Here is a 21,725-nt window from a genome sequence, read left to right on the forward strand (position 1 = left end):
TGCGGCCTCAGAACTTGTGTTCCCAGTTCACGGCCCACCAGGCCACCGGCTTGCGCTCGTTCAGCACGAAGTCCTGCAGGTTGGTGTAGGTCACCAGCGTGCCCTGCTTGGGCTGGAACAGGCCGTTGACGCTGAGGCGCACGCCGTCCTGCTTGCTGACCTGCATGGCCGCGAAGGCGTCCAGCGAGCGTGAAGGCAGCGTCTGCTGAGCCTGCAGCGCGCTCTGCTGCACATTGAAGCGGGGCGCGATCTGGGCGCTGAAGCCCATGTTGATCGGCATGCTCTTCATGCGGTAGTCGGCGCCGAAGTTGAACTGCCAGGGCTGCTGGCCTTCGAGGCGGTTGTCCGGGCCCTGGATGTCCTGGACCTTGGAGCGGTAGAGGTTCAGCGAGGCGCGCAGGCTCAGCGCCGTCGTCGGCTCGAACAGGCTGGGGAAGAGTTCGCCGGCGCGGCCCTTGATCTCCAGCTCCAGGCCGTCGGTCGTGGCCTTGGCGAGGTTGATCTGGGTGATGACCCAGCGCTGCGCCAGCGTGCCGTCGGGGTTGTGCGGGACCCAGTCCACGGCCAGCAGGCGCGGCTGGTCGGTGCGGATCAGGTTGGTGATGCTGCGGTGGAAGACACCCACCGACACCAGGCCGCCGGCCGGCAGATAGCTCTCGTAAGCAATGTCCAGGCCGGTGGCCAGTTCGGGCTTGAGGCCGGGGTTGCCGATACGGTCGGGCGTGGTGCGCGTGTTGCCCGAGGTCAGCGGTTCGGTCGTGTTGATGGACGGGCGGTTGATGAGTTGCTGCACATCGGGCGCCTTGTAGCTGCGCGTCAGGCTGGCGCGCACCAGGTCGCGACCCTTGGGATCGGGCTTGAAGTTCAGGTGCAGCAGCGGCGTGGTGACCTTGCTGGTGCTCTGGAAGTCGCTGTTGCCGACCGTGCCACTGCCTTCACTCTCGGTCTTGATCTGCTCATGGCGCACGCCGAAATAGGCCGACCACTGCTTGTTGATCTCCCACTCGTCTTGGGCATAGACCGCCGTGCGCGTGATGGTGGCGTTGAAGGGCTGGCCTTCGATGCCGGGCAGCAGCTCGACGCCGTTTTCTAGGGTGGTGCGGTTCTCGTCGCGCACGCGGCGCTCCAGCTCGCTGCCGACCGTGACGGTGTGGGCCTCGCCGGCGTACTGGCTGTACTTGCCGCCCAGCGTCGCTTGGTGGTTGCGGTTCTTGCCGGTGGTGCGGCGCGAAATGGGCGTGGGGCCGTTGCGGCCTTCGAAATCAAAGTCGAAATCGGCGCCGCCCGAGCCCGCACCGGCGCGCAGCTCGATGCGGCGGTCCTCGTTGAAGCGGTTGTTGTATTGCAGATTGAGGCGGTTGGCCGCGAAAGTGCCCTTGTTGTACGTCGTCTCGTCGATGGTGCGCGGCGTGTACAGCGGGTCGTTGTCCGGCCGCTTGGTGACGGTGTTGGCGCCGTCGGTGCGGAACTGGTTGTTGACGAAGAAGCCCTGCAGGGTCAGCGTCTCGTCGTCGCCCAGCTTCCAGTTCAGGCGCGGCGACACATTGAAGCCGCGGCCATGGTTGTGGTCATAGCCTTCGTTGCTGACGTGCTGGCGCAGTGCCAGCGGCGGCGTCGGCGTGGCATTGGTCAGGCGCTCGCCGTCCACGTCGTTCTTGAAGTTCCACTGGTAGACCGAGATCGGGATGACGAAGCCCATGCCGCCCAGCGCCCGGTCGCCATAGGTGAACCCGGCGTTGATGACCGGCTTCTCGCTGGCATAGGCCACGCCAAGCCGCAGGTCCTTCTGCACGACGCGCGGCGCGTCCTTCAGGATGATGTTCAGCGTGCCGGCGATGGCCTGAGCGCTCTGATCGGCCGTCGGGGCCTTGGTCACTTCCAGGCGCTCGACCTGGGCGGGGTTGAGGTTGTCCAGGCTGAACCCCGGGGGCGCTGGCTCGCCGTTCACCAGGATCTGGGTGTACGCGCCGCCAAGGCCGCGCATGCGCAGCTGGCCGCCCGAGACATTGATGCCCGGCAGGCGCTTGAGCACGTCGCTCAGCTGGGTGTCACCGTATTTGTCCAGCTCGTCGCGGCCGTAGAGCTGCTTGGCGACGGGCTCGCGCCGGCGCAGGTCGGTGTCGGTCTGCTGGCGCGTGACGGAGACACGCTCGAGCTGGTTGCCCTGCGAAGGCGAGGTGGCAGCGCGGTCGACCTCCTGCTGGGCCAGGACGAGGGCCGGGCAGAGCAAGAGCAGGGAGGCGAGGGCGGGGGTTTTCAAGACGAACTCCGGGGATGCTTCGAGGCGGCGCGCACCATAACGGCAGCGCTGTCGTGGCGCAGCGGCGCTGCGACCAGTTGCGGGTTTCAGGGCGCCAAGCGACGGCCCGTGGTGCGGGCCGCGATCATGGCAAAGAATTGTTGCAATGACGAAGGTCAGGCCCCGTGGGGCCTGTGTCCGCCGTCAGCGCTTGAGCTTGGCAAATGCCGCGGCCATGGCGTTGCCGCCGGTCGGCTGGGCATCACGCGAACCGCCGCCCTGGCGCTCGTTGCGCGCTGCAGGGCGGAAGCCGTTGTCGGTTTTCGGACCGCGCGGCGCCTGCGCATCCAGCTTCATCGTCAGCGAGATGCGCTGGCGGGCCAGGTCGACCTCCAGCACCTTGACCTTGACGATGTCGCCCGTCTTGACCACCTCGCGGGCGTCGTTGACGAACTTGTTGCTCAGCTGGCTGACGTGGATCAGCCCGTCCTGGTGCACGCCGAGGTCGACGAAGGCGCCGAACTGCGCGACGTTGCTGACCGTGCCCTCCAGCAGCATGCCGGGTTGCAGGTCCTTGACGTCCTCGACGCCATCGTTGAAGCGGGCCACCTTGAAGTCGGGGCGCGGGTCGCGGCCGGGCTTTTCCAGTTCGGCCAGCACGTCCTTGACGGTGATGAGGCCGAACTTGTCGTCGGCCAGCAGTTCGGGCTTGAGCGTGCGCAGCACCTCGCTGCGGCCGACGATCTCATCGGCCGTGCGCTTGAGCAGGCCAAGAGCCTTCTCGACCAGTGGGTAGGTCTCGGGGTGGACGCCCGAGAAGTCCAGCGGGTTGTCGCCGCCGCGGATGCGCAGGAAGCCGGCCGACTGCTCGAAGGTCTTGGGGCCGAGGCCCGTCACGTCCAGCAGCTGCTGGCGGTTCTTGAAGGCGCCATTGGCGTCGCGCCAGCGCACGATGCTGCTGGCGACCGAAGCCGACAGGCCGGACACGCGGGCCAGCAGGGCCTGCGAAGCGGTGTTCAGGTCCACGCCCACCTTGTTCACGCAGTCCTCGACGACGGCGTCCAGGGCGCGGGCCATCTCGCTCTGGTTGACGTCGTGCTGGTATTGGCCGACCCCGATGCTCTTGGGGTCGATCTTGACCAGCTCGGCCAGCGGGTCCTGCAGGCGGCGGGCGATGGACACCGCGCCGCGCAGGCTCACGTCGAGGTCGGGCAGTTCCTTGGAGGCGAACTCGGAAGCCGAGTAGACCGAGGCACCGGCCTCGCTGACGACGACCCGCTCGATCTGAACGTTCGCATCCAGGGTCTGCAGCTTTTTGATCAGCTCGCCAGCCAGCTTGTCGGTCTCGCGGCTGGCCGTGCCGTTGCCGATGGCGATCAGGTTGACGCCATGCGTGGCGCACAGCTTGGCCAGGGTGTGCAGCGCGCCGTCCCAGTCGCGGCGCGGCTCGTGGGGATAGACGGTGGAGGTGTCCAAAACGCGGCCCGTATCGCTCACCACCGCGACCTTGACCCCGGTGCGGATCCCCGGGTCCAGGCCCATGACGACGCGCTTGCCGGCGGGGGCAGCCAACAGCAGGTCGCGCAGGTTCTCGGCAAAGACCTTGATGGCGGTGGCCTCGGCAGCCTCGCGCAGGCGGGCGAACAGGTCGCGCTCCAGGCTCAGCGACAGCTTGACCTTCCACGTCCAGGCCACGGTCTTGCGGATCAACGCGTCGCTGGCGCGGTTGGCATGGCGCCAGCCCAGGTGAGAAGCGATGCGGCCTTCGGCAAGGGTGGGTTGGCCGGCGACGACTTCCTCGTCCAGCACCAGCTTGGCATCCAGCAGTTCCAGCGTGCGGCCGCGGAACACGGCCAGCGCTCGGTGTGAAGGCACGGTGCGGATCGGTTCGGCGTAGTCGAAGTAGTCGCGGAACTTGGCGTTGTCGGGCGTGTCGGGGCTCTTGCCGTCCATGATCCTGGACTGGAACAGGCCTTCTTCCCACAGCCATTCGCGCAGCTTGCCCACCAGCACGGCGTCCTCGGCCCAGCGTTCGGACAGCAGGTCGCGCACGCCATCCAGCACGGCAAAGGCATCGGCAAAGCCGCCCTCGGCGTTGATGAACTTCGCCGCTTCGTCCATGGGCACGAGCGTCGGGTCGGCGAACAGCAGGTCGGCCAGCGGCTCCAGGCCGGCCTCGCGGGCGATCAGCCCCTTGGTGCGTCGCTTGACCTTGTAGGGCAGGTAGAGGTCTTCCAGCTCCTGCTTGGTCGGCGCGGCGTGGATGGCGGCAGCCAGTTCGGGCGTCAGCTTGCCTTGCTCGGCGATGCTCTTCAGCACGGCTTCGCGGCGCTCGGCCAGCTCGCGCAGATAGGCCAGGCGGGCGTCCAGCTCGCGCAGCTGGATGTCGTCGAGGCCGTCGGTGGCCTCCTTGCGGTAGCGGGCGATGAAGGGCACGGTGGCCCCGCCATCCAGCAGCTCGACGGCGGCCTGCACCTGGGCGGGCCTGACCTTCAGTTCGGCGGCAATCTGGGAAACGATCAGCTTGGTGTCCAAAACGGGCTCTGGGGATACGGCGAAAAGCCCTCGATTTTGCCAGGGCTAGCGCGGCTGCTTCCAACGCTCCTGGATGGCCCGGAAGGTGCCATTGGCCTGGATGAGCTTCATGCCTTCGTCAAAGGCCGCCAGCGCCTGGCGTGAGTCTGGATGCGTGCGCGAGAAGGTCGTGTAGATGCCGAAATAGCTGAGCGCTCCGACCACCTTGAAACGGCCAGCCATTTCCGGGCGGCGTTGCAGCAGCAGCCGGGTGTTGGCGTCGGGTGCCAGCGTGTAGCGGGCGCGGCCGCGCAGCAGCAGCTCGAAGTTGTTCTCGTCGTGGCTGGTGACGACGCGCAGCACGCGCGGGTTGGCGTCGAACTCGCTGCCGTATTCATAGCCGCGCGTGACCGCGACTTTCTGGCCTTCCAGGTCCTTCACGCGCAGCGGCGCGGCCGGCTGGGCCTCGTCCGTACGCGCATAGATCAGGAAGCGCTCGTTGAACATGGGTTTGGCGGGCCAGAGGTAGTCGCCATCGATCAAGGCGGTGCGCGTCGTGTTGAAGCAGGCCACCAGGGCTCCCGTGCGCGTCTGTGCCATGCAGCGCGCATAGGGCAGCAGGTCGAGCTGCACCTCGATGCCCACCGCCGCATAGGCCGCGGTGACGATGTCCACCGTCATGCCCTGGGCGCGGCCCTCGCGCTCGCCGGAGTAGGGGTACCAGTCGTTCTCGGCGCCGATGACGACGCGCTTGAGCCCGCTCCAGGGCTGTGCCGTGGAGCCCGCGGCCACCAGCGCAAGGGTCGAGGACAGCAGGAGATCGCGCCGGCGCATGGCGGAGATGGGCAAGGGTAGGGAGGATTTCAGTCTAGGCGTGGCGCCTGTTTCCACCCTGGCAAGGTTGCCGGGATTCGTGATTTCTGCGGGTTACCGAGGGTTTGCCAGGGCGATGGTCTCAATACAGTCCGCCGCGCAGTACCGACAGATCAATAAAACAGGAGACAAGGATGCGGAAGTTTTTTTCTCGCCGGTTTCTGATGGTTCTCGGTGCCGCACTCGTGGCGGGAGCCGCGTTTGCGACCAACTACTCGTTGTGGATCAATGGCCGTACCGGCGGCGGCGTGGCCGGCAACTATGCCGACTTCACCTACTGGGGGCCGGCCGGTACGGCGGCCGGCGTCAACAAGAAGGCCGTCAACTGGGACGGCTACAGCCATGTGTCGGACAAGAACTATCTTGTTCGCAACGCGCTGGACTGCTACTGCACCGGCAGCAACTGGTGCTACATCGCCGTGCACAGCGCCGGCAACCTGCAGATCGGCTACACGCTGTCGCTGTACGGTGGCACGGCGCGCTACAAGAAGAACGCGTCGCCGGCCAGTGACGGCAGCTGCGCCAACAGCGACGGCACGACCCAGACCGGCTGGAACATCAAATGGGTGGACGTGGCCGCGGGGGCCGCAGGCGGCAGCGAGCTGGCCAACGCCGGCGACTGGGCCTTGAGCGAGCCGCTGGTCAGCGACCTCAAGACCGGCACGGCGCGCGCCATGTACGACCACAACAACACCCGCAGCAAGATCTTCTACCTGTGGGCCGGCGCCAAGGGCACGCTGTATTCCGGCATCCTGCCGGGCCAGGATGACGAGGCCGTGGCCTACCACTCGGCCGGCGGCGTCTCGGGCAGCGGCGGCGGCAGCTACTGCAACCCCAGCGACTGGTTCTGCAACGACCTGACCCTGGGCACGGCGCCAGCCGAAGGCGGCACGGCCAAGTGGAGCAACCACAGCGTCGTCTTCCGTGACGATGCCGAGGCCTACAACCACTACACCAACGGCAACTGGCAGGGCACCGTCGGCCTGGTGCGCGCCGACATGGTCAATTACGCCAAGTGAAGCGCGGGTTCTGGCTGGCCGGCGCCGCGCTGGCCGGCCTGATCGCTTGGTGGGCCTGGCCACGCGCGGCCGCCGTGCCTGAGGCCCGGGCCTCGGTGCCGGCGGGCAGCCATCTCGCCTTGCCTGCGGTGGCGTCGGCCGGCGCTTCGCGCCCATCGGGCTCGCCCTTCACGGACGCCGCGCTGCGCGAGCGCCTGTCCCAGCGTGACCAGCTGCTGCAGCGCCTGGAGCGCGCCAAGCTGGCGCTGGCCACCTACCGCGACCAGACCCGCTACCCGCACGAGTCGCGGCCCATCGCCGAGCATCCCGACCAGGTCCATCCCTTTGCGCCCATCCGCGAGAGCCTGCCGCTGCGCTTCCCCGGCAGCAAGGGCGCCATTCCCGGCGTGCGCATCCTGACGACGCAGGACCGCGTCTTCATGAGCGGCGACGAGGTCGTCAAGGTCAGCGTCAGCGCCCAGGACGACAGCGGCAAGACCCTGCCCCTGCTGATCACGCGGGCCGTCGCCTTCGATCTGCCCGACCCGCGCCAGGCCGTCGGCCGGCCCCAGATGGCGTTGGACTTCACGGGCGGGGACGGCGTCTACAGCGCCACGTTCCAGCCCTCGCACACCGCCTTCGCCGACTTTGCCGGCACGCTGCGCCTGCAGGCCACGCTGAGCCAGGACGGCCGCCAGGGCGTCGTCAACTTCGACATCGTCTACCAACCCCAGGTGCCGGCCGAATGGGGGGCCATCACCGAGCGCGTCGCCGACGGCTCGCTGGACTTCCTCGTCGGCATCCACGTGAAGCAGCCGGGCCGCTATGTCGTCAATGCGCGTGTCGACGATGCCAAGGGCCAGCCCTTTGCCCTGGTCAGCTTCAACGAGGAACTGGACAGCGGCGCGCAGACGGCGCGGCTGCGTGTCTTCGGCAAGCTGCTGCGCGACGGCGCGCCGGCCATGCCGCTGAGGCTGCGCGATCTGCAGGGCTTTCTGCTGATGGAGGACCGCTTCCCGGACCGCGCCATGCTGGCTCGGCGCGAGGGCGTGGTCTACAGGAGCGCCAGCTATGCGGCCAAGTCCTTCTCGGATGCCGAGTGGACGAGCGAGGAGCGCGACCGCTATCTGGCCGAGCTGGGCAAGGACGTCAGCCAGCTCGAAGCCCAGCTCCAGCCACCCGGGCGTTGAGCCCACGCGGTGGCCGGCCGGGCCGGGGCGAGGCTCGTGGCGACATCGATCCAGGGGGGTAACCCCCGCCGCGATGTGCGTGCCCCTGCTTAACATCGCGCCGCCTGCGGGCATTCCATATTCAACACAGGGAAGAACATGAAGATCCAGACAAAGAACTTGGCGCTGGCTGTGGCCTTGGCGCTGGGCAGCTTGGCGGGCGCAGCGCAGGCTGCGCTCGTCACGACGAGCCGCACCTGGGACCTCAGCAATGGCCAGGCGGGCAACAACGGGCCGCTGAACGGTGGGCCGGTGAGCGTCGCCAGTGGGGACCACGTGGTCTACACGGTGGATTTCACGGGCAATCAGGTGCTGACCATCGCCGACGGCCACGAACTGCTCTGGACAGCCCTGGAGGCCGGCGACAACAACAGCTCCTACACCATCCAGAACGTTCACCTCGACTTTCTGGGCGCGACTGCCGTGGGCGGCGCGGCGACCAGCCTTTTCAAGTCCATTGAAAGCGGCGGCATGGCCCACCTGGGCACGGCCTGGCAGCAATTCCTGAACCCGGGCCAGAGCATCAGCTTTTCATCGTTCCAGCTCAGCTTCGACGTGTTGAGCATCGCCGTCAGCCCGCACGGCTATGCCCGTTCCCTGGACTACGCTTCTGGAGACCACGTCAGCTTCAGCGTCAACACCGTGCCGGAAGGCGGCAGCATCGGCCTCGTGGCCGCCGCGCTCGCGATGTTGACGGGTGTGCGCCGGGCCCGGCAGCGCCGCGCCTGACCCCGCCTTCGGCTCGGGGACGCCCTAGGCAGCCCTGAGCCGCGCGGCCGCCACGTCGCGAACCGGCGGCTGGCCGAACAGCCGGCCGTATTCGCGGGTGAATTGCGGCACGCTCTCATAGCCCACGGCATAGGCCGCGCTGCTGGCGTTGGCGCCTTCGGCCAGCATCAGCCGGCGGGCCTCGATGAGGCGCAGGTTCTTCAAGAACTGCAGCGGCGACAGCGAGGTCGTCGCGCGGAAATGGCGATGGAAGGCCGAGGCGCTCATGCCGGCCACCTCGGCCAGCTCTTCCACCGCCCAGGCGCGCGCGAACTCGCTGCGCAGCCGGGCTACGGCGCGGGCAATGCGCTCGGCATGGCCGCCCGGCCAGCCCAGCTGGCGTATGCCCGCGCCGTGGCGGCCGGCCAGCAGCCAGTAATGCAGCTCGCGCAGCAGCGACGCCTGCAGCACCGGCAGCGCCTCAGGCCGTTCCAGCAGGCGCATCAGCCGCAGCGCGGCGTCGGCCACCTCGGCATCGGTGGGCAGCATGCGCAGCGGCAGGACATGCTCGGCTCGAGCGGCCTGCATCTGCGGGGCCAGCTCGGCGATGACGGCCGCGTCCAGTTCCAGCGCCAGGGAGTAGTAGGGCGCTGCCAGCGTGGCCCGCACGACCTGGCTGATGGTGGGCACGTCGGCGGTAATCAGCAGCGACTGGCCGGCCGACAGGTCCAGCACTTGCGACCCCATCGTGACCTGCTTGCGACCCTGCAGCGTGATGGCCACCAAGGGCCGCGAGATGGCGTGGACGATGTCGCTGGGCGCCGTAGCGCGAACGGTGGTCATCCCGGTCACCGGCGTGCGGGCGATGCCGTGGGCGTCGGCATGGGCGTCGCTGTGGCGGCGAACAGCATCGAGCAAGTCATTCATGGGGTCAGCCTACAGCGCCCTGGCTCGCTTCGGGTGGCCGGCGGCAGGATCAGGCAAGCAATGACGAGCTTCCGGCAACCCGGCTCGTGCATCGAAATCGAGCATGGAGGCCTGTTTCAACCGGAGTCCTTCATGACCACCATCAGCCTCATCACCGGCGCCAGCCGCGGCCTCGGCCGCAACACCGCCCTGGCCATTGCCCGCCGCGGCGGCGACGTCATCGTCACCTACCAGAGCCGTGCCGACGCGGCCGAGTCCCTCGTCGCCGAGATCCGCGCCCTGGGCCGCCAGGCCGTGGCTCTCCCGCTGGACGTCGGCAACGTCGCCAGCTTCGGCAGCTTTGCCGGCCGCCTGCGCCATGTGCTGCACGACAGCTGGGGCCGCGAGCGCTTCGACCACCTCGTCAACAACGCCGGTCATGGCGACTACGCGCTGATTGCCGACACGACCGAGGCGCAGTTCGACGGCCTCGTCAACGTGCACTTCAAGGGTGTGTTCTTCCTGACCCAGGCCCTGCTGCCGCTGATCGAGGACGGCGGCCGCATCGTCAACCTGTCCTCTGGCCTGACGCGCAAGTCCTTTGCCGGCTACGCCGCCTACGCAGCCGTGAAGGGGGCGGTGGAGGTGTTGACCGTCTATCTGGCCAAGGAACTGGGCACCCGCGGCATCGCCGTCAACACCGTGGCGCCGGGCGCCATCGAGACCGACTTCGGCGGCGGCGCGGTGCGCGACAACCCCGAGGTCAACCAGCTCTTTGCCGGCATGACGGCCCTGGGCCGCGCCGGTGTGCCGGACGACATCGGGCCCATGGTCGCCAATCTGCTGTCGGCCGACAACCGCTGGGTCAACGCCCAGCGCATCGAGGTCTCAGGCGGCCAGGCGATCTAGGACGCCAAGCGCTGCCGCGCGGCCGCTGGCCATGCTGGCCGTCAGCAGATAGCCGCCGGTGGGTGCTTCCCAGTCGAGCATCTCGCCGGCGACGAATACACCGGGCAGGGCCTTGATCATCAGGCCGTCGGTCAGTGCCTCGAAACGCACACCGCCAGCCGTGCTGATGGCCTCGGCCATCGGCCGCGCGGCCTGCAGGGTCAGCGGCAGGCGTTTCAGCGCGGCGGCCAGCGTCGCCGCGTCCAGCATCTGCTCGCGGGTCAGCAGCTCGTGCAGCAGGCCCATCTTCAGCGGGCTCAGGTGCAGGCGGCTTTTCAGGTGGGACGACAGCGAGCGGCTGCCGCGCGGGTGCTTGACCTCGGCGAGCACGCGCTCTGACGCCAGCTGGGGCAGCAGGTCCAGGTGCAGCGTGGCCTGGCCGTCGCGCGCGATGTGGTCACGCAGCGCGCTGCTGGCGGCGTAGACCAGCGAGCCCTCGATGCCGGTGGCCGTGATGACGAACTCGCCGGGGCGGCTGGCGAAGCCTTCGGTGGCCAGTGCCACCGGCTTGACCGGCTGGCCGGCGAAATCGGTGGCAAAGCGCTCGCTCCAGCCGGGGCTGCCCGCGTGCGCGGCCGTGGCGCCGACATCGAAACCGCAATTGGCCGGCTGCAGCGGCGCCATGTCAACGCCACGCTCGGCCAGCCACGGTGCCCAGGCGCCGTCGGAGCCCAATTGCGGCCAGGAGGCACCGCCCAGCGCCAGCAGCGTGGCTTCGGGCGTCACGAGGCGCTCGCCTTCCGGCGTCTCGAAGCGCAGCGCGCCAGAGCCGGCTTCAGCGGCCCAGCCCGTCCAGCGATGCCGCATGGCGAACTTCACACCGGCCGAGCGCAGCCGGTGCAGCCAGGCGCGCAGCAGCGGCGCGGCCTTGAGGTCGGTGGGGAAGACGCGGCCCGAGGTGCCGACAAAGGTCTGCACGCCCAGCTCCGCCGCCCAGGTGCGCAGGGCATCGGCGTCGAAGCCGCGCAGCAAGGGCTCGATCTGTGCGGCGCGCGCACCGAAGCGGCCGACAAAGGGCTCGAAGGGCTCGGAGTGGGTCAGGTTGAGCCCGCCCTTGCCGGCCAGCAGGAATTTGCGGCCGACGCTGGGCTTGGCGTCGAAGACGGTGACGGCGTGGCCGGCTGCGGCCAGCACTTCGGCGGCCATCAGGCCGGCGGGGCCGCCGCCGATGACGGCGACCGGATGAGAAGAAGGCATGCGCGATTTTAGGGACCGCGCCGGCCTTCAGGCCTTGGGCGTCTTGCGCTCCTGGATGCTCTGCATGATGTCCAGCAGCAGCACGATGTTCTTCACGTGGAAATGGAAGACGCGGGCCCAGGTCCTGCCGGACTTGTCGAGCAGCAGCAGGCAGCCGTTGTCGAACTTGAACGAACCCAGCTTCTGCCAGGCCAGGAATTTGCGCCCGGCAAAGACATGCCAGTTGCCGATGCTGAGCCGCGCTGCCTGCAGGCCCTTGGAGTTCACCTTGAAGGCGCCGAAATCCAGGGTCTTGCCGGCCCGCAGCTCGGCCAGGGTGCCGGGCGACAGATGCTCGGCCAGGCGCAGGCTGATGGCATCGCCCAGGGCGTCGAGGCGCTGGTAGTTGTTGAACTGCAGCCGGGTGCCGGACTTGGTGGTGACGGCGATGTAGGTGCGCTTGGGCAGCTTGCCCAAGTTCACCCGCAGCTGGCGGCGTTCCACCGTGACGTGGTCCAGGTCCTCCCAGGGCAGGGTCCATTGCTTGCCGGCAAAGGCATGCTGGATGCCACCCTCATGGATGTTCACATAGGCGCCGCGGCCTCGGCGCCAGCGCAGCAGCAGGAACAGCCCCATGCCGGACGTGATGCCCATGGCGATGATGAAGAGTTCGGACATCAGGGCCGCGCTGGCGGCACCGCGGCGCGGCATGTCCTGCCATTCGTAGGCCATCAGGGCGGTGCAGACCAGCAGGCCCGCGCCGATGACCAGCAATGCGGGGCCGGCCGCCCCGATCGGATGTTCTGCGACCAGCGACCCCAGGGGCGTGGTGGCGCTCTGACTTTGTGCTGCGTGTTCGGACATCCCGTAAGTGTCGACGGCGGCAGCGTTGTCGGCCGCATGGCCGCAGGCGCGCAATGCCAAGCATTGCACGGCCGCGGCGAGGTCTTCAATCGGCGCGCAGCTTGGCCTTCAGTGCTTCGCCGATGTCCGGCCGCGCGGCATAGGGGTCGGTCGGGTTGCGCTGCAGCATGGCGTCTTCCATGCGCGTCTGCACGCCGGCCAGGGCCTTGGGGTGGCTGAAGATCCAGAACTTGCGCTGGTCCATGGCGTCGAACACCATGGCCGCCACGTCGGCCGCGGTCAGCTTGCCGGAGGACACGGCCTTGTCGGTCTGTGCCTGCGAGACGATCTGGCTGACGGTCGGCTTCGCGCCGGGCATGTCGCTCGGGCGGTTGCGCTGGCTCTGGCTGATGCCGGTGGGCACGTAGAAGGGGCAGAGCACCGAGGCGTGGACCTGCTCGGTGACGAGGCGGAGGTCGTGGTGCAGGGTCTCGGTCAGGGCCACCACGGCGGCCTTGCTGACGTTGTAGACGCCGGAGACGGGCGGGACCAGCAGGCCGGCCATGGAGGCCGTGTTGACGATATGGCCCGAGTAGCTCGGGTCGGCCTTGGCGGCGGCCAGCATCATGGGCGTGAACAGGCGCACGCCGTGCACGACGCCCATCACGTTGACGCCCATGACCCAGTCCCAGTCGCTGAGGGCGTTTTCCCAGATCAGGCCGCCCGAGCCGACGCCGGCGTTGTTGAAGACGAAGTGCGGGGCGCCAAAGCGCTCTTCGACCGCCTTGGCCAGCGCCTCCATCTGGTCGGCCTTGGCGACGTCGACGATGCGCGACAGCACCTCGACGTCCTTGAACTCCGTCACCGCTTTTTCAAGCGCATCGGCCTGCACGTCGACGAGGACGAGGTTCATGCCGCGCGCGGCGGCGATGCGGGCCGCCTCCAGGCCGAAGCCCGAGCCGGCGCCGGTGATGACAGCGGTTTGTTTCTTGCTCATGGCGTTGTCTCCTTGTGCATCTCAATGTGTTGGATGCCGTCTTCCATGTAGTACTCCCCAACGGGAGCGAAGCCGAAGCTGCCGTAGAAGCGTTCCAGGTGGGCCTGGGCATGCAGCGTGATCGGGTGGCGTGGCCACAGGCGCTCGCATTGCGTCAGGGCCTCGGCCATCAGCACACGCCCCGTGCCGCCGCCGCGCGCCGCGGGCGAGGTGACGACGCGGCCGATCAGCGCGTCGGGCGCCTTCAGCCCCGGCGGGATCAGGCGCAGATAGGCCAGCAGCCGGCCGTCATCGCCATGGCCCAGCAGATGCCAGGTCTGGCGGTCCAGGCCGTCGATGTCGAGGAAGACGCAGTTCTGCTCGACGACGAAGACCTCGGAGCGCAGGGCCAGCACGTCGTAGAGCTGGTCGACGCTCAGCTCCTTGAACGGAACACAGGTCCAGCGCATCAGACCAGCTTGACCAGCTGCTTGCCGAAGTTCTTGCCCTTGAGCAGGCCCATGAAGGCCTCGGGCGCGCTGGCGATGCCTTCGGACACGGACTCGCGGAACTTCAGCTTGCCGGTGGCCACCATGCCGCCGAGTTCCTTCAGCGCCTCGGGCCAGACTTCCATGTGCTCGGACACGATGAAGCCCTCGACCTTCATGCGGTTGGTCAGGATGAGCTGGGGGTAGGTCAGCGGGATGGGCTCGCCGTTGTAGCCGGAAATCATGCCGCACATGGCGATGCGACTGAAGGCGTTGGCGCGCAGCAGCACGGCGTCCAGGATGATGCCGCCGACATTCTCGAAATAGCCGTCGATGCCGTTCGGGCACTCGGCCTTCAGCGCGGCGGACAGGGACTTCACGTCGGGGTGCTGCTTGTAGTCGATGCAGGCGTCAAAGCCCAGCTCCTCGACGACATAGCGGCATTTGTCGGCGCCACCGGCCAGGCCGACCGCGCGGGCGCCCCGCGCCTTGGCGAGCTGGCCCACCACGCTGCCGACGGCACCGCTGGCGGCGCTGACGACGACGGTCTCGCCGGCCTTGACGTTGATGATCTTCATCAGGCCATACCAGGCCGTCACGCCGGGCATGCCGACCGAGCCGAGGTAGGCCGACAGCGGGATGTGGGTGGTGTCGACCTTGCTCAGCACGCCGCGCTGGGTGGCGTCGACGGTCTGGAACTCCTGCCAGCCGCCCATGCCGACGACCTTGTCGCCCACATTGAAATTGGCGTTCTTCGACTCGACCACTTCGCCGACCGTGCCGCCGATCATGACTTCGTCGATCGCCTGCGAGGCCGCATAGCTCTTGCTGTCGTTCATGCGGCCGCGCATGTACGGGTCCAGGCTCAGGTAGTGGTTGCGCACGCGCACCTGGCCTTCGGCCAGCGGGGCCAGGGCAGCCTCGACGAGGCGGAAGTTGTCGGGCGTGACCTCGCCCTTGGGGCGGGAGGCGAGGACGATCTGGCGATTGACTTGGCTCATGGGGGGCTGTCGGTTCACGAAACAGCCGCCATTGAAGCATTGCAGGGTAGGGCCCTGCGTCCCTGGGGCGACAACGCCCTAGGGAGTCACGTCGAGATCGGGTAGCTGGTGCAGCCCAGCTTCTCCGAGATGTCCTTGCTGGCCGCCTGCAGCATCTTGACGACCTCGGGCGCCTTCTCGACGTCGAAGCGGAAGGTCGGGAAGGACACGCTCATGCCGGCGATGGGCTGGCCCAGGCGGTCGAAGATGGGCACGCCCAGGCAGCGGATGTGGTCGTCGAATTCCTCGCGGTCCTCGCCGAAACCCTGCTTCTTGACCTGCTCCAGCTCGGCCAGGAAGGCCGGGCGGGTGACGATGGTCTTGTCGCGGAAGCGCTTGAACTCGGCGCCGTCCAGGATGCGGTCGCGGCGCTCGGGGTGTTCCCAGGCCATCAGCACCTTGCCGATGGCGGTGCAATGCAGCGGCGCGCGGCGGCCGATGCGCGAGTACATGCCCAGCATGTGGCGCGAGTCGACCTTGTGGATGTAGATGATCTCGCTGTCGATGAGGCTGCCCAGGTGGACGGTCTCGCCGGTGGCGTCGGCCAGCATCTGCATGTGGTGCTTGGCCAGGTCGACCAGTTCGGGCGAGGGCAGGGCCTTGGCGCCGATCTCGAACATGCGCATGGCCAGGCCGTAGCGCTCGCTGTCGGCCTCCTGGCGGACATAGCCCAGGCCCTTCATGGTCTGCAGGAAGCGGTAGACCGTGGCCTTGGGCATGGCCAGGCGCACCGAGAGGTCGGTGATACCGATGTCACTGCGCTCACCGAGGGCGTTCAGGATGGCGAACACCTTGAGCACCGCGGCAACCGACTCGGGCTGCTTTGAATCCGCAATGTCGTCGTCCATCGTTTCGATTCTTTCGGGTGCGTGTTTCAAGGCTGGATTCTGACTCAGGCCCGGCGGGGACCGACGCCGTTGCGGATTTGCCCAGGCAGCTCATCGGGCTGGGCGGGGCGCAGGGCGGCGGCGTCGTAGAACTCGTCGGGGCGCCAGCCGACGTCAACGGTCAGGGGCTCGGCGGGGTGGGCGGCGGCCCAGGCGGCGAGGATGTCGACCTGCTGGCCATTGAGCCGGCTGCCCTGGTCGAAGAAGGCTTCGCCCTTGAGCCGGCGGATCAGCTTGTCGGCCGTGACCGAGGGCGGCAGTTCCCAGCGGTTGTGCTCGCTGTAGAGGCGCGAGTGGATGCCCACGCCCAGGGAATAGCCGAAGTCCTCGGCGCGGTCGGCGCTGAAGAGGTTGCTGACGACATGCACGCGGCCGTAGCGCACCCGCGGCGTGCGCTCCTTGCAGGCATGGAAATGGTTGTGGTGCAGGGTCACGCGCAGCAGGCCTTCGTCGGTCGTCCTGCTGTCGCTGCTGCCGATCAGCATGGTCTTGTCATGGGCCTGGAAACGGCACCAGGACACGGTGACGAGGTCGCTGCCGTTGGTGATGTCCAGCAGGCCGTCGTGGTGCTGCACGCGCTGGCCGAGGCGGATGGGCTCGAGCCTGTCGGGCCGCTGGCCGTCGTCGAAATGGCAGTGGTCGACCCAGACGCGGTCGGCACCGCGCAGCGACACGTTGTCGTACTCCGAGTTCCACTCGCCATGCCCGTTGTCGCGCGGCTGCCATTCGGGGAAATAGTCGTAGGCGTCCGAGAAGCGCAGGTCGCGGATGACGATATTGCTGACCTTGTCCAGCAGGAAGCCGCCGCGATCGAAGCCGGCACCGGGCGCGACGCCGATCAGCGTCGTGTTGGACGGCAGGCGCACCTGGGCGACTTCGGCATGGCGCCGGGCCGAGTGCTTGCGGGCGTCTTCCAGCGCGCCCTTGGGATCGTCGCGACCCCAGGTGGCGGGATCAAACGCGCGGTCGAAGGCGTCGAAGCTGAAGCCCGGCTCCATGAAGGTCTCGGGGCCGGCGGGGCAGAGGTTGATGAAGCGGTGGACGCGGATGATCTTGGGCTTGTCGCCCAGGCGCAGGGCCGCGTCCAGGCCGGCGCGGTCGTGGACGTCGAAGATGTGTTCGGGGATGGCCCTGGCGCCGCCGGTGGTGTTGCCAACGCCGGCCCAGCCGAGCGGGTTCTCCACGGGAGCATGCGGCGTGCTGGCGCAGCCGCCGAGTGCGGGCAGACCGGCGAGGGCGAGGACGTGGCGGCGTTTCATGGGCGGCTGTTGTTGAACTCGTTCAGGCGGTTGGTGGCCGCGTCGAAGGGGCGGCGCGAGGTGCTGGCCGACCAGGGGCCAACGTGTGCACCGATCTCGCTGTCGCGCACGACGGCGACGCCGTTGGGACTCGTGCCGGCGATCCAGGTACCGGCCTTGACGCCGGCATCCCAGGCGCGGCCGATCGAAGTGCCCCCGGGCGCGATGCCGGGCTCGCCGACGATTCGGCTGTGTGTGACCAGGAAGCCCTGGGTCACGTCTGGCGCCGTGCTGGGCGCCAGCATGATGCCGCCGTGGCCGGGCGTGCGCCGGTTGGCCCGCGTGAGGATGGTGCTGTGCTCGATGACGAGGACGGCATTGCCGAAGATGAAGTCCACGTCGCCGGCGATGAGGCTGTGGCGGATCAGCTGCCGGGCCGGCTTGTCGGGCGCCGCACGCTTGGCGAACAGCGTGTCCTGGTGGCCGAGCAGGCGCACATTGTCGAGCTGGATGCGGTCGCCGGAGAGGGTGAGCGCCACGGCCTGGGCGCCCCCGCTTTCACCCGCGCCGGGTGGGTAGGTCTCGCCGAGGCGCACGCCGTCCATGGTGTCGTTGGCGATGGTCAGCGAGATCAGCTGCACGTCATTGCTCTGTACCAGCATCGTCGTGCTGCCACTGGTGCCGATGGTGGTCTTGCCCAGCTCGGGAATGCAGGGGTGGGCAGCCTCGTTTTCACCTTTGGGCTTGCCGGCAAAGCGGTTGTCCACCAGCACGACGGCGGCGGCGTCCCGTGGCGAGCCGATCAGCGCGAGGGGCGCCTTGTCCTTGATGCACAGCGGCCCGCGGTAAGTGCCCGGCTGGATGTGGATGACCCAGCGCTTGTTGCCGTTCGCGGGCACCTTGTCGATGGCGGCCTGCACCGACTCGCCTGGCTTGACGATGAAGTCCGGTGAGGCGGCTGACAGGTCGGCCAGAGGCGCGGGCTTCCAGTCGCCGAGATAGGCCGCCGTCGTGTGCGCGGCCGCCTGCTCAGGCGTCAGCTGCGGGCGCTGGGCTTGCGCCGACATCGCCAGACAGGCCAGGGCCAGCGCCAACAGCTTCACAGGTCAGCCAGGTAGAGGGCGGGCTCGACGCCGTTCGCGCGCTCCTTGTCGCAGCTGAACAGCACCTGCTTCTCGTCCGGCGTGAAGCTGGGGTGGGGGTGGGTGACCTGGCGGCTGTCCTTGTAGACGTCCCAGCCGCTGTCGTGGCGGGCGATGGGGCGGGTCTTGCCGGCCTTCAGGTCGAAGAGATGCAGATAGGGGTCGCCCACCAGCATCTCGTTGCTGGCGTCGCCACTGCTGGCCTTGCCGCAGCCGTCGCCGACGATGAGGGTGCCGTCATGGTTGCTCATCAGGTGCGAGCACTGCGGCATGGCGGTCAGCAGCTTGTTCTCCAGCGTCACCGGGTCCAGGCTGTAGATCCAGCGCTCGGGCGATTTCTCGTTGTAAGACACATAGATCATGGCGCTGCCGTCCGGCACCCAGAACTCATGGGTGCAGCTCTCGCCGTCGCTGTGCTCCTTGCCGCAGCGGCGATTGCTGCCGTCCTCGTCGATGAACCACATGCGGGCGTCGATGAGGTCGTGCGGGCCCTCATGACAGTAGGCGACCGTGTTGTCGTCAAAGGGCCGGTACTGCGGGTGGCCCAGCCAGCCGCGCTGCTCGAGGATCACCGTGCGCTGGCCCGTGGCCAGGTCCACGCTGAAGAGCCGGCACAGCGGCTTCTTGTGGAACATCTCGTTGAACTTCTGCCAGGTGTTCAGCGGGAACCAGTCGGCGGCGGCGATCTCGATGCCGACCATCTTGGTGCAGGCGCTGTTGGCCACCCAGGTGCCATAGCCCACCCAGCCGTCGGGCACGACGTAGGCGACTTGCTCTTGTAGCGTCGCCAGTTCCAGGCGGATCAGGTTGCGGTCGCCGCGCACGAAGTAGACGAAGCGATCGTCCGGACTCATGAAGGCGCCGAACGTGTTCTCGCGCGCACCGTCGGTCAGTTGGATGGCCGTCTGCGAGGGCAGGTCCAGCAGGTGCAGATTCCAGTTCGGGCTGGGCTGGGGGCCGAACTCGCCGCCGAACATCAGTTTGGAGCCGTCATTCGTGAAGCACTTTTGATAGAAGTAGTTGCGATGGCAGGTGACATCGGGCGGCGTCAGGCGTGTGACGCGTGCACCCGTGTCGGGGTCCTCGTGCGTGACGAACTGGAATTTGCGTTCGGTGGACTTCATCTAGTGGATCCTCTGCAGCAGGGCATTGCCCTCTTCGACGAGGCGGCGCGCGGCCTCGGCATCGGTGGTCTTGTTGTAGGCGACGGTCTCGAAGACCTCGCGCATGAATTTCTGGAAGCGGGCGTGCTCGAACAGCGGCGCGGGGCGGATCAGCCGGCCGGCATCGCGCTGGGCCTGGATCTGGTCGTGGGCGGCGAGTTCCAGCGGCGGCAGGCCGCCGGCTTTCTGCAGTTCTGCGAGTGCGTTCTTCGCGCTGGGCAGGCCGCGCGTGCGGCCGAGGATGCGCGCGGCCTCGGTATCGGTCAGCAGGAAGTTCATCAGCTTGGCCGCCAGCTCGGGCTGCTTGCAGTTGCGGCCGATGGTGTACATGACCGTGGGCCGGCCGAAGAGGCCGCTTTCCTTGCTGCCCGGCAGCGTCGGGAAGGCGCCCAGGGCCAGCTTCTCGCCCGGCGCCAGTGTCGAGCCGCGCAGGCCGATGACGGAGTCCCAGGTGTAGTTGCCCGCCCAGCGGCCAGCCACCCAGTCGGGTTGCTGCTCGGTCGGCTTCTCGGCGCCGCCCAGCGACGCGCGCAGCGGCAGCGGGGTGGCGACATGGCTGTCGACGACGCGCTTGTAGGTCTGCACCCATTCCAGGGCTGCGGCCTGGCTCATGGCCACATGCGGTCTGGCCGGGTCGACGAAAGGCGTGCCGTGCTTCTGCTGGATGAAGCTTTGCGACAGCAGGATCATGTCGTAGAGCTCGCCGTCCAGCGGGTAGGCGTTGTCGCCCAGCTTGGCGCGGAAGGCCGGGCCGGTGGCGAAGAGCTCGTCCCAGGTCTCGGGCAACTTGACGCCGGCACGGCCGAAGGCGGTCTGGTTCCACAGGAAGACGCGGGCGCTGAAGGACGTGGGCAGGGCGTTGAGCTTGCCCTGCACGCGGCCGTAGGCGAGGTCGTCTTCAGTGAATTGATCAAGAGCCAGGTCCTTGGTCAGCCCGTTCAGGTCGGTGAAGCCATTGCCGCGCTTGCTGAACATGGCCAGCCAGGCCCAGTTGATCTGCATCACGTCGGGTTCGGAGCGGCCGGCGATCTGGGTGGTCAGCCGCTCCAGATAGCCGTTGAAGCCCATGTACTCGGCCTTCACGCGCACGCCGTGGCGTTGCTCGAAGACCTTGAGTGCCGCCAGCGTGGACTGGTGGCGGCTGGCACCGCCCCACCAGGCGAAGCGCAGCACGGGGCGCTCCTGCGCGTGAACGAAAGGCGCAGCCAGAGCGGCGCCGCTGGCGATGATGAGGCGGCGGCTGATGCTCATGCGAGATAGCTCGGGCCGTCGTCGCCCGCGGCAAACAGATGGGCTTGGTTCATCTGGAAGTGAAGGCTTAGCGCCGAGCCACGCGGCAGTGTCGACAGCGCGAGGCCTTCTTCCGCGGGAATGCGTGCGCTGAAGGCCACGCCGCCGACATCGAAGTAGGTGAAGACCTCGGCGCCCATGTTTTCGCAGAACTTCAGCGTGGCCTGCACGGCGACGCTGCCGGGCTTGGCTTGCAGACCGATGTGCTCGGGCCGCAGGCCGAACTGCACGGCGCCCTGTGGCACGGGGCCAAAGCGGCCGCGCGACAGGGGCAGGCTGACGCCGCCCAACACCACGGAGTCGTCGTTCAGCGTCGCGTTGACGATGTTCATCTCGGGCGAGCCGATGAAGCTGGCGACAAAGGCGTTCGCGGGGCGGTCATACAGCGCCGTCGGCGTGTCGACCTGCTGGATGATGCCGGCCTTGAGCACGCAGATGCGCTCGCCCATGGTCATGGCTTCAGTCTGGTCGTGGGTCACGTAGATGGTCGTGGCCGGCTGGCCGGCGTCACGCAGGGACCGGTGCAGCTCGGTCAGGCGCACGCGCATGGCGGCGCGCAGCTTGGCGTCGAGGTTGGACAGCGGTTCGTCGAACAGAAACACCTCGGGCTTCTTGACGATGGCGCGCCCCACGGCCACGCGCTGTGCCTGGCCGCCCGACAGCTGCTTGGGGTAGCGCTCCAGCAGATGCTCCATCTCCAGCAGCTTGGCGGCGTGGCGCACGCGCTGGTCGAGTTCGGCCTTGCCCGTCTTCGCCAGCTTCAGGCCAAAGGCGAGGTTGTCGTAGACCGTCATGTGCGGGTACAGCGCGTAGTTCTGGAACACCATCGCGATGCCGCGGGCCTTGGGAGGCAGGTCATTGACCACGCGCCCGCCGATGTTCAGCTCGCCGCCGCTGATGGATTCCAGCCCCGCCACCATGCGCAGCAGCGTGGACTTGGCGCAGCCCGAGGGGCCGACGAAGACCATGAATTCGCCGTCACGCACGTCGAGGTCGACGCCGTGCACGGCCTTGAAGCCATTGGGGTAGGTCTTTTCGACCTTGCGCAGGGATACGGCAGCCATGGA

General features: G+C 68.0%; 19 protein-coding genes. 4 read left to right on the plus strand and 15 right to left on the minus strand.

Features of this window, described 5'->3' with window-relative positions; translation table 11 throughout:
• Positions 1 to 7: 7 nt before the first annotated feature.
• The 3 genes from ACS5PN_RS24715 to ACS5PN_RS24725 all read right to left on the minus strand — a co-directional run bounded on the left by ACS5PN_RS24715 (position 8) and on the right by ACS5PN_RS24725 (position 5,587).
• Positions 8 to 2,260, minus strand: coding sequence for a TonB-dependent receptor plug domain-containing protein (locus ACS5PN_RS24715; protein ID WP_439466682.1), 2,253 nt, complete (start codon positions 2,258 to 2,260; stop codon positions 8 to 10).
• A gap of 183 nt (positions 2,261 to 2,443) precedes the next feature.
• Positions 2,444 to 4,774, minus strand: a complete 2,331-nt coding sequence (locus tag ACS5PN_RS24720) for a Tex family protein (protein WP_439466683.1) — start codon at positions 4,772 to 4,774, stop codon at positions 2,444 to 2,446.
• Between the two features lie 45 nt (positions 4,775 to 4,819).
• A complete protein-coding gene (locus ACS5PN_RS24725; protein ID WP_439466684.1) occupies positions 4,820 to 5,587 on the minus strand; it encodes a substrate-binding periplasmic protein in 768 nt (255 codons plus the stop codon).
• Between the two features lie 203 nt (positions 5,588 to 5,790).
• Between ACS5PN_RS24725 and ACS5PN_RS24730 the strand changes: the two genes are divergently transcribed.
• The 3 genes from ACS5PN_RS24730 to ACS5PN_RS24740 all read left to right on the plus strand — a co-directional run bounded on the left by ACS5PN_RS24730 (position 5,791) and on the right by ACS5PN_RS24740 (position 8,582).
• Positions 5,791 to 6,645, plus strand: a complete 855-nt coding sequence (locus ACS5PN_RS24730) for a hypothetical protein (protein ID WP_439466685.1) — start codon at positions 5,791 to 5,793, stop codon at positions 6,643 to 6,645.
• The gene (locus tag ACS5PN_RS24735; protein ID WP_439466686.1) at positions 6,642 to 7,814 is read left to right on the plus strand and encodes a hypothetical protein; all 1,173 of its coding nucleotides are present in this window, start codon (positions 6,642 to 6,644) and stop codon (positions 7,812 to 7,814) included. The genes ACS5PN_RS24730 and ACS5PN_RS24735 overlap by 4 nt, the downstream gene beginning before the upstream one ends.
• 138 nt (positions 7,815 to 7,952) lie before the next feature.
• Positions 7,953 to 8,582: a hypothetical protein gene (locus ACS5PN_RS24740; protein WP_439466687.1), complete on the plus strand. Its 630-nt coding sequence runs from the start codon at positions 7,953 to 7,955 to the stop codon at positions 8,580 to 8,582.
• A gap of 24 nt (positions 8,583 to 8,606) precedes the next feature.
• Here the strand turns inward: ACS5PN_RS24740 and ACS5PN_RS24745 are convergent, their stop codons facing one another.
• Entirely contained in the window at positions 8,607 to 9,488 is an 882-nt protein-coding gene (locus ACS5PN_RS24745; RefSeq protein ID WP_439466688.1) for an AraC family transcriptional regulator, read from the minus strand.
• 132 nt (positions 9,489 to 9,620) lie between these two features.
• Between ACS5PN_RS24745 and ACS5PN_RS24750 the strand changes: the two genes are divergently transcribed.
• Positions 9,621 to 10,376: an SDR family NAD(P)-dependent oxidoreductase gene (locus ACS5PN_RS24750; RefSeq protein ID WP_439466689.1), complete on the plus strand. Its 756-nt coding sequence runs from the start codon at positions 9,621 to 9,623 to the stop codon at positions 10,374 to 10,376.
• Here the strand turns inward: ACS5PN_RS24750 and ACS5PN_RS24755 are convergent.
• The 11 genes from ACS5PN_RS24755 to ACS5PN_RS24805 all read right to left on the minus strand — a co-directional run bounded on the left by ACS5PN_RS24755 (position 10,356) and on the right by ACS5PN_RS24805 (position 21,722).
• Positions 10,356 to 11,612 (minus strand): TIGR03862 family flavoprotein, encoded by a 1,257-nt coding sequence (locus ACS5PN_RS24755; RefSeq protein WP_439466690.1) that lies wholly within the window; start codon positions 11,610 to 11,612, stop codon positions 10,356 to 10,358. The two genes, ACS5PN_RS24750 and ACS5PN_RS24755, sit on opposite strands and share 21 nt — an antisense overlap.
• 27 nt (positions 11,613 to 11,639) lie before the next feature.
• Positions 11,640 to 12,455 carry a DUF6585 family protein gene (locus ACS5PN_RS24760; RefSeq protein ID WP_439466691.1) on the minus strand — a complete coding sequence of 272 codons (816 nt, stop codon included), beginning with the start codon at positions 12,453 to 12,455 and terminating at the stop codon, positions 11,640 to 11,642.
• Positions 12,456 to 12,540: 85 nt separating this feature from the next.
• Positions 12,541 to 13,431 carry an SDR family oxidoreductase gene (locus tag ACS5PN_RS24765; protein ID WP_439466692.1) on the minus strand — a complete coding sequence of 297 codons (891 nt, stop codon included), beginning with the start codon at positions 13,429 to 13,431 and terminating at the stop codon, positions 12,541 to 12,543.
• Complete coding sequence (locus ACS5PN_RS24770; protein WP_439466693.1) at positions 13,428 to 13,880, minus strand: GNAT family N-acetyltransferase; 453 nt, start codon at positions 13,878 to 13,880, stop codon at positions 13,428 to 13,430. Before ACS5PN_RS24770 ends, ACS5PN_RS24765 begins: the two co-directional genes overlap by 4 nt.
• Positions 13,880 to 14,899, minus strand: a complete 1,020-nt coding sequence (locus ACS5PN_RS24775) for an NADP-dependent oxidoreductase (RefSeq protein WP_439466694.1) — start codon at positions 14,897 to 14,899, stop codon at positions 13,880 to 13,882. The genes ACS5PN_RS24770 and ACS5PN_RS24775 overlap by 1 nt, the downstream gene beginning before the upstream one ends.
• 86 nt (positions 14,900 to 14,985) lie before the next feature.
• Positions 14,986 to 15,786, minus strand: coding sequence for a DNA-binding transcriptional regulator KdgR (kdgR, locus tag ACS5PN_RS24780; protein ID WP_439466695.1), 801 nt, complete (start codon positions 15,784 to 15,786; stop codon positions 14,986 to 14,988).
• A gap of 44 nt (positions 15,787 to 15,830) precedes the next feature.
• Entirely contained in the window at positions 15,831 to 17,084 is a 1,254-nt protein-coding gene (locus tag ACS5PN_RS24785; RefSeq protein ID WP_439466696.1) for a pectate lyase family protein, read from the minus strand.
• Complete coding sequence (locus ACS5PN_RS24790; RefSeq protein WP_439466697.1) at positions 17,081 to 18,166, minus strand: pectinesterase family protein; 1,086 nt, start codon at positions 18,164 to 18,166, stop codon at positions 17,081 to 17,083. Before ACS5PN_RS24790 ends, ACS5PN_RS24785 begins: the two co-directional genes overlap by 4 nt.
• Entirely contained in the window at positions 18,163 to 19,329 is a 1,167-nt protein-coding gene (locus ACS5PN_RS24795) for an oligogalacturonate lyase family protein (RefSeq protein WP_439466698.1), read from the minus strand. Before ACS5PN_RS24795 ends, ACS5PN_RS24790 begins: the two co-directional genes overlap by 4 nt.
• Positions 19,330 to 20,619, minus strand: a complete 1,290-nt coding sequence (locus ACS5PN_RS24800; protein ID WP_439466699.1) for an ABC transporter substrate-binding protein — start codon at positions 20,617 to 20,619, stop codon at positions 19,330 to 19,332.
• Positions 20,616 to 21,722 (minus strand): ABC transporter ATP-binding protein, encoded by a 1,107-nt coding sequence (locus ACS5PN_RS24805; RefSeq protein ID WP_439466700.1) that lies wholly within the window; start codon positions 21,720 to 21,722, stop codon positions 20,616 to 20,618. The genes ACS5PN_RS24800 and ACS5PN_RS24805 overlap by 4 nt, the downstream gene beginning before the upstream one ends.
• Between the last annotated feature and the right edge of the window lie 3 nt (positions 21,723 to 21,725).

It is taken from the genome of Roseateles sp. NT4 (assembly GCF_051857475.1).
Taxonomy (GTDB): Bacteria; Pseudomonadota; Gammaproteobacteria; order Burkholderiales; family Burkholderiaceae_C; genus Pelomonas.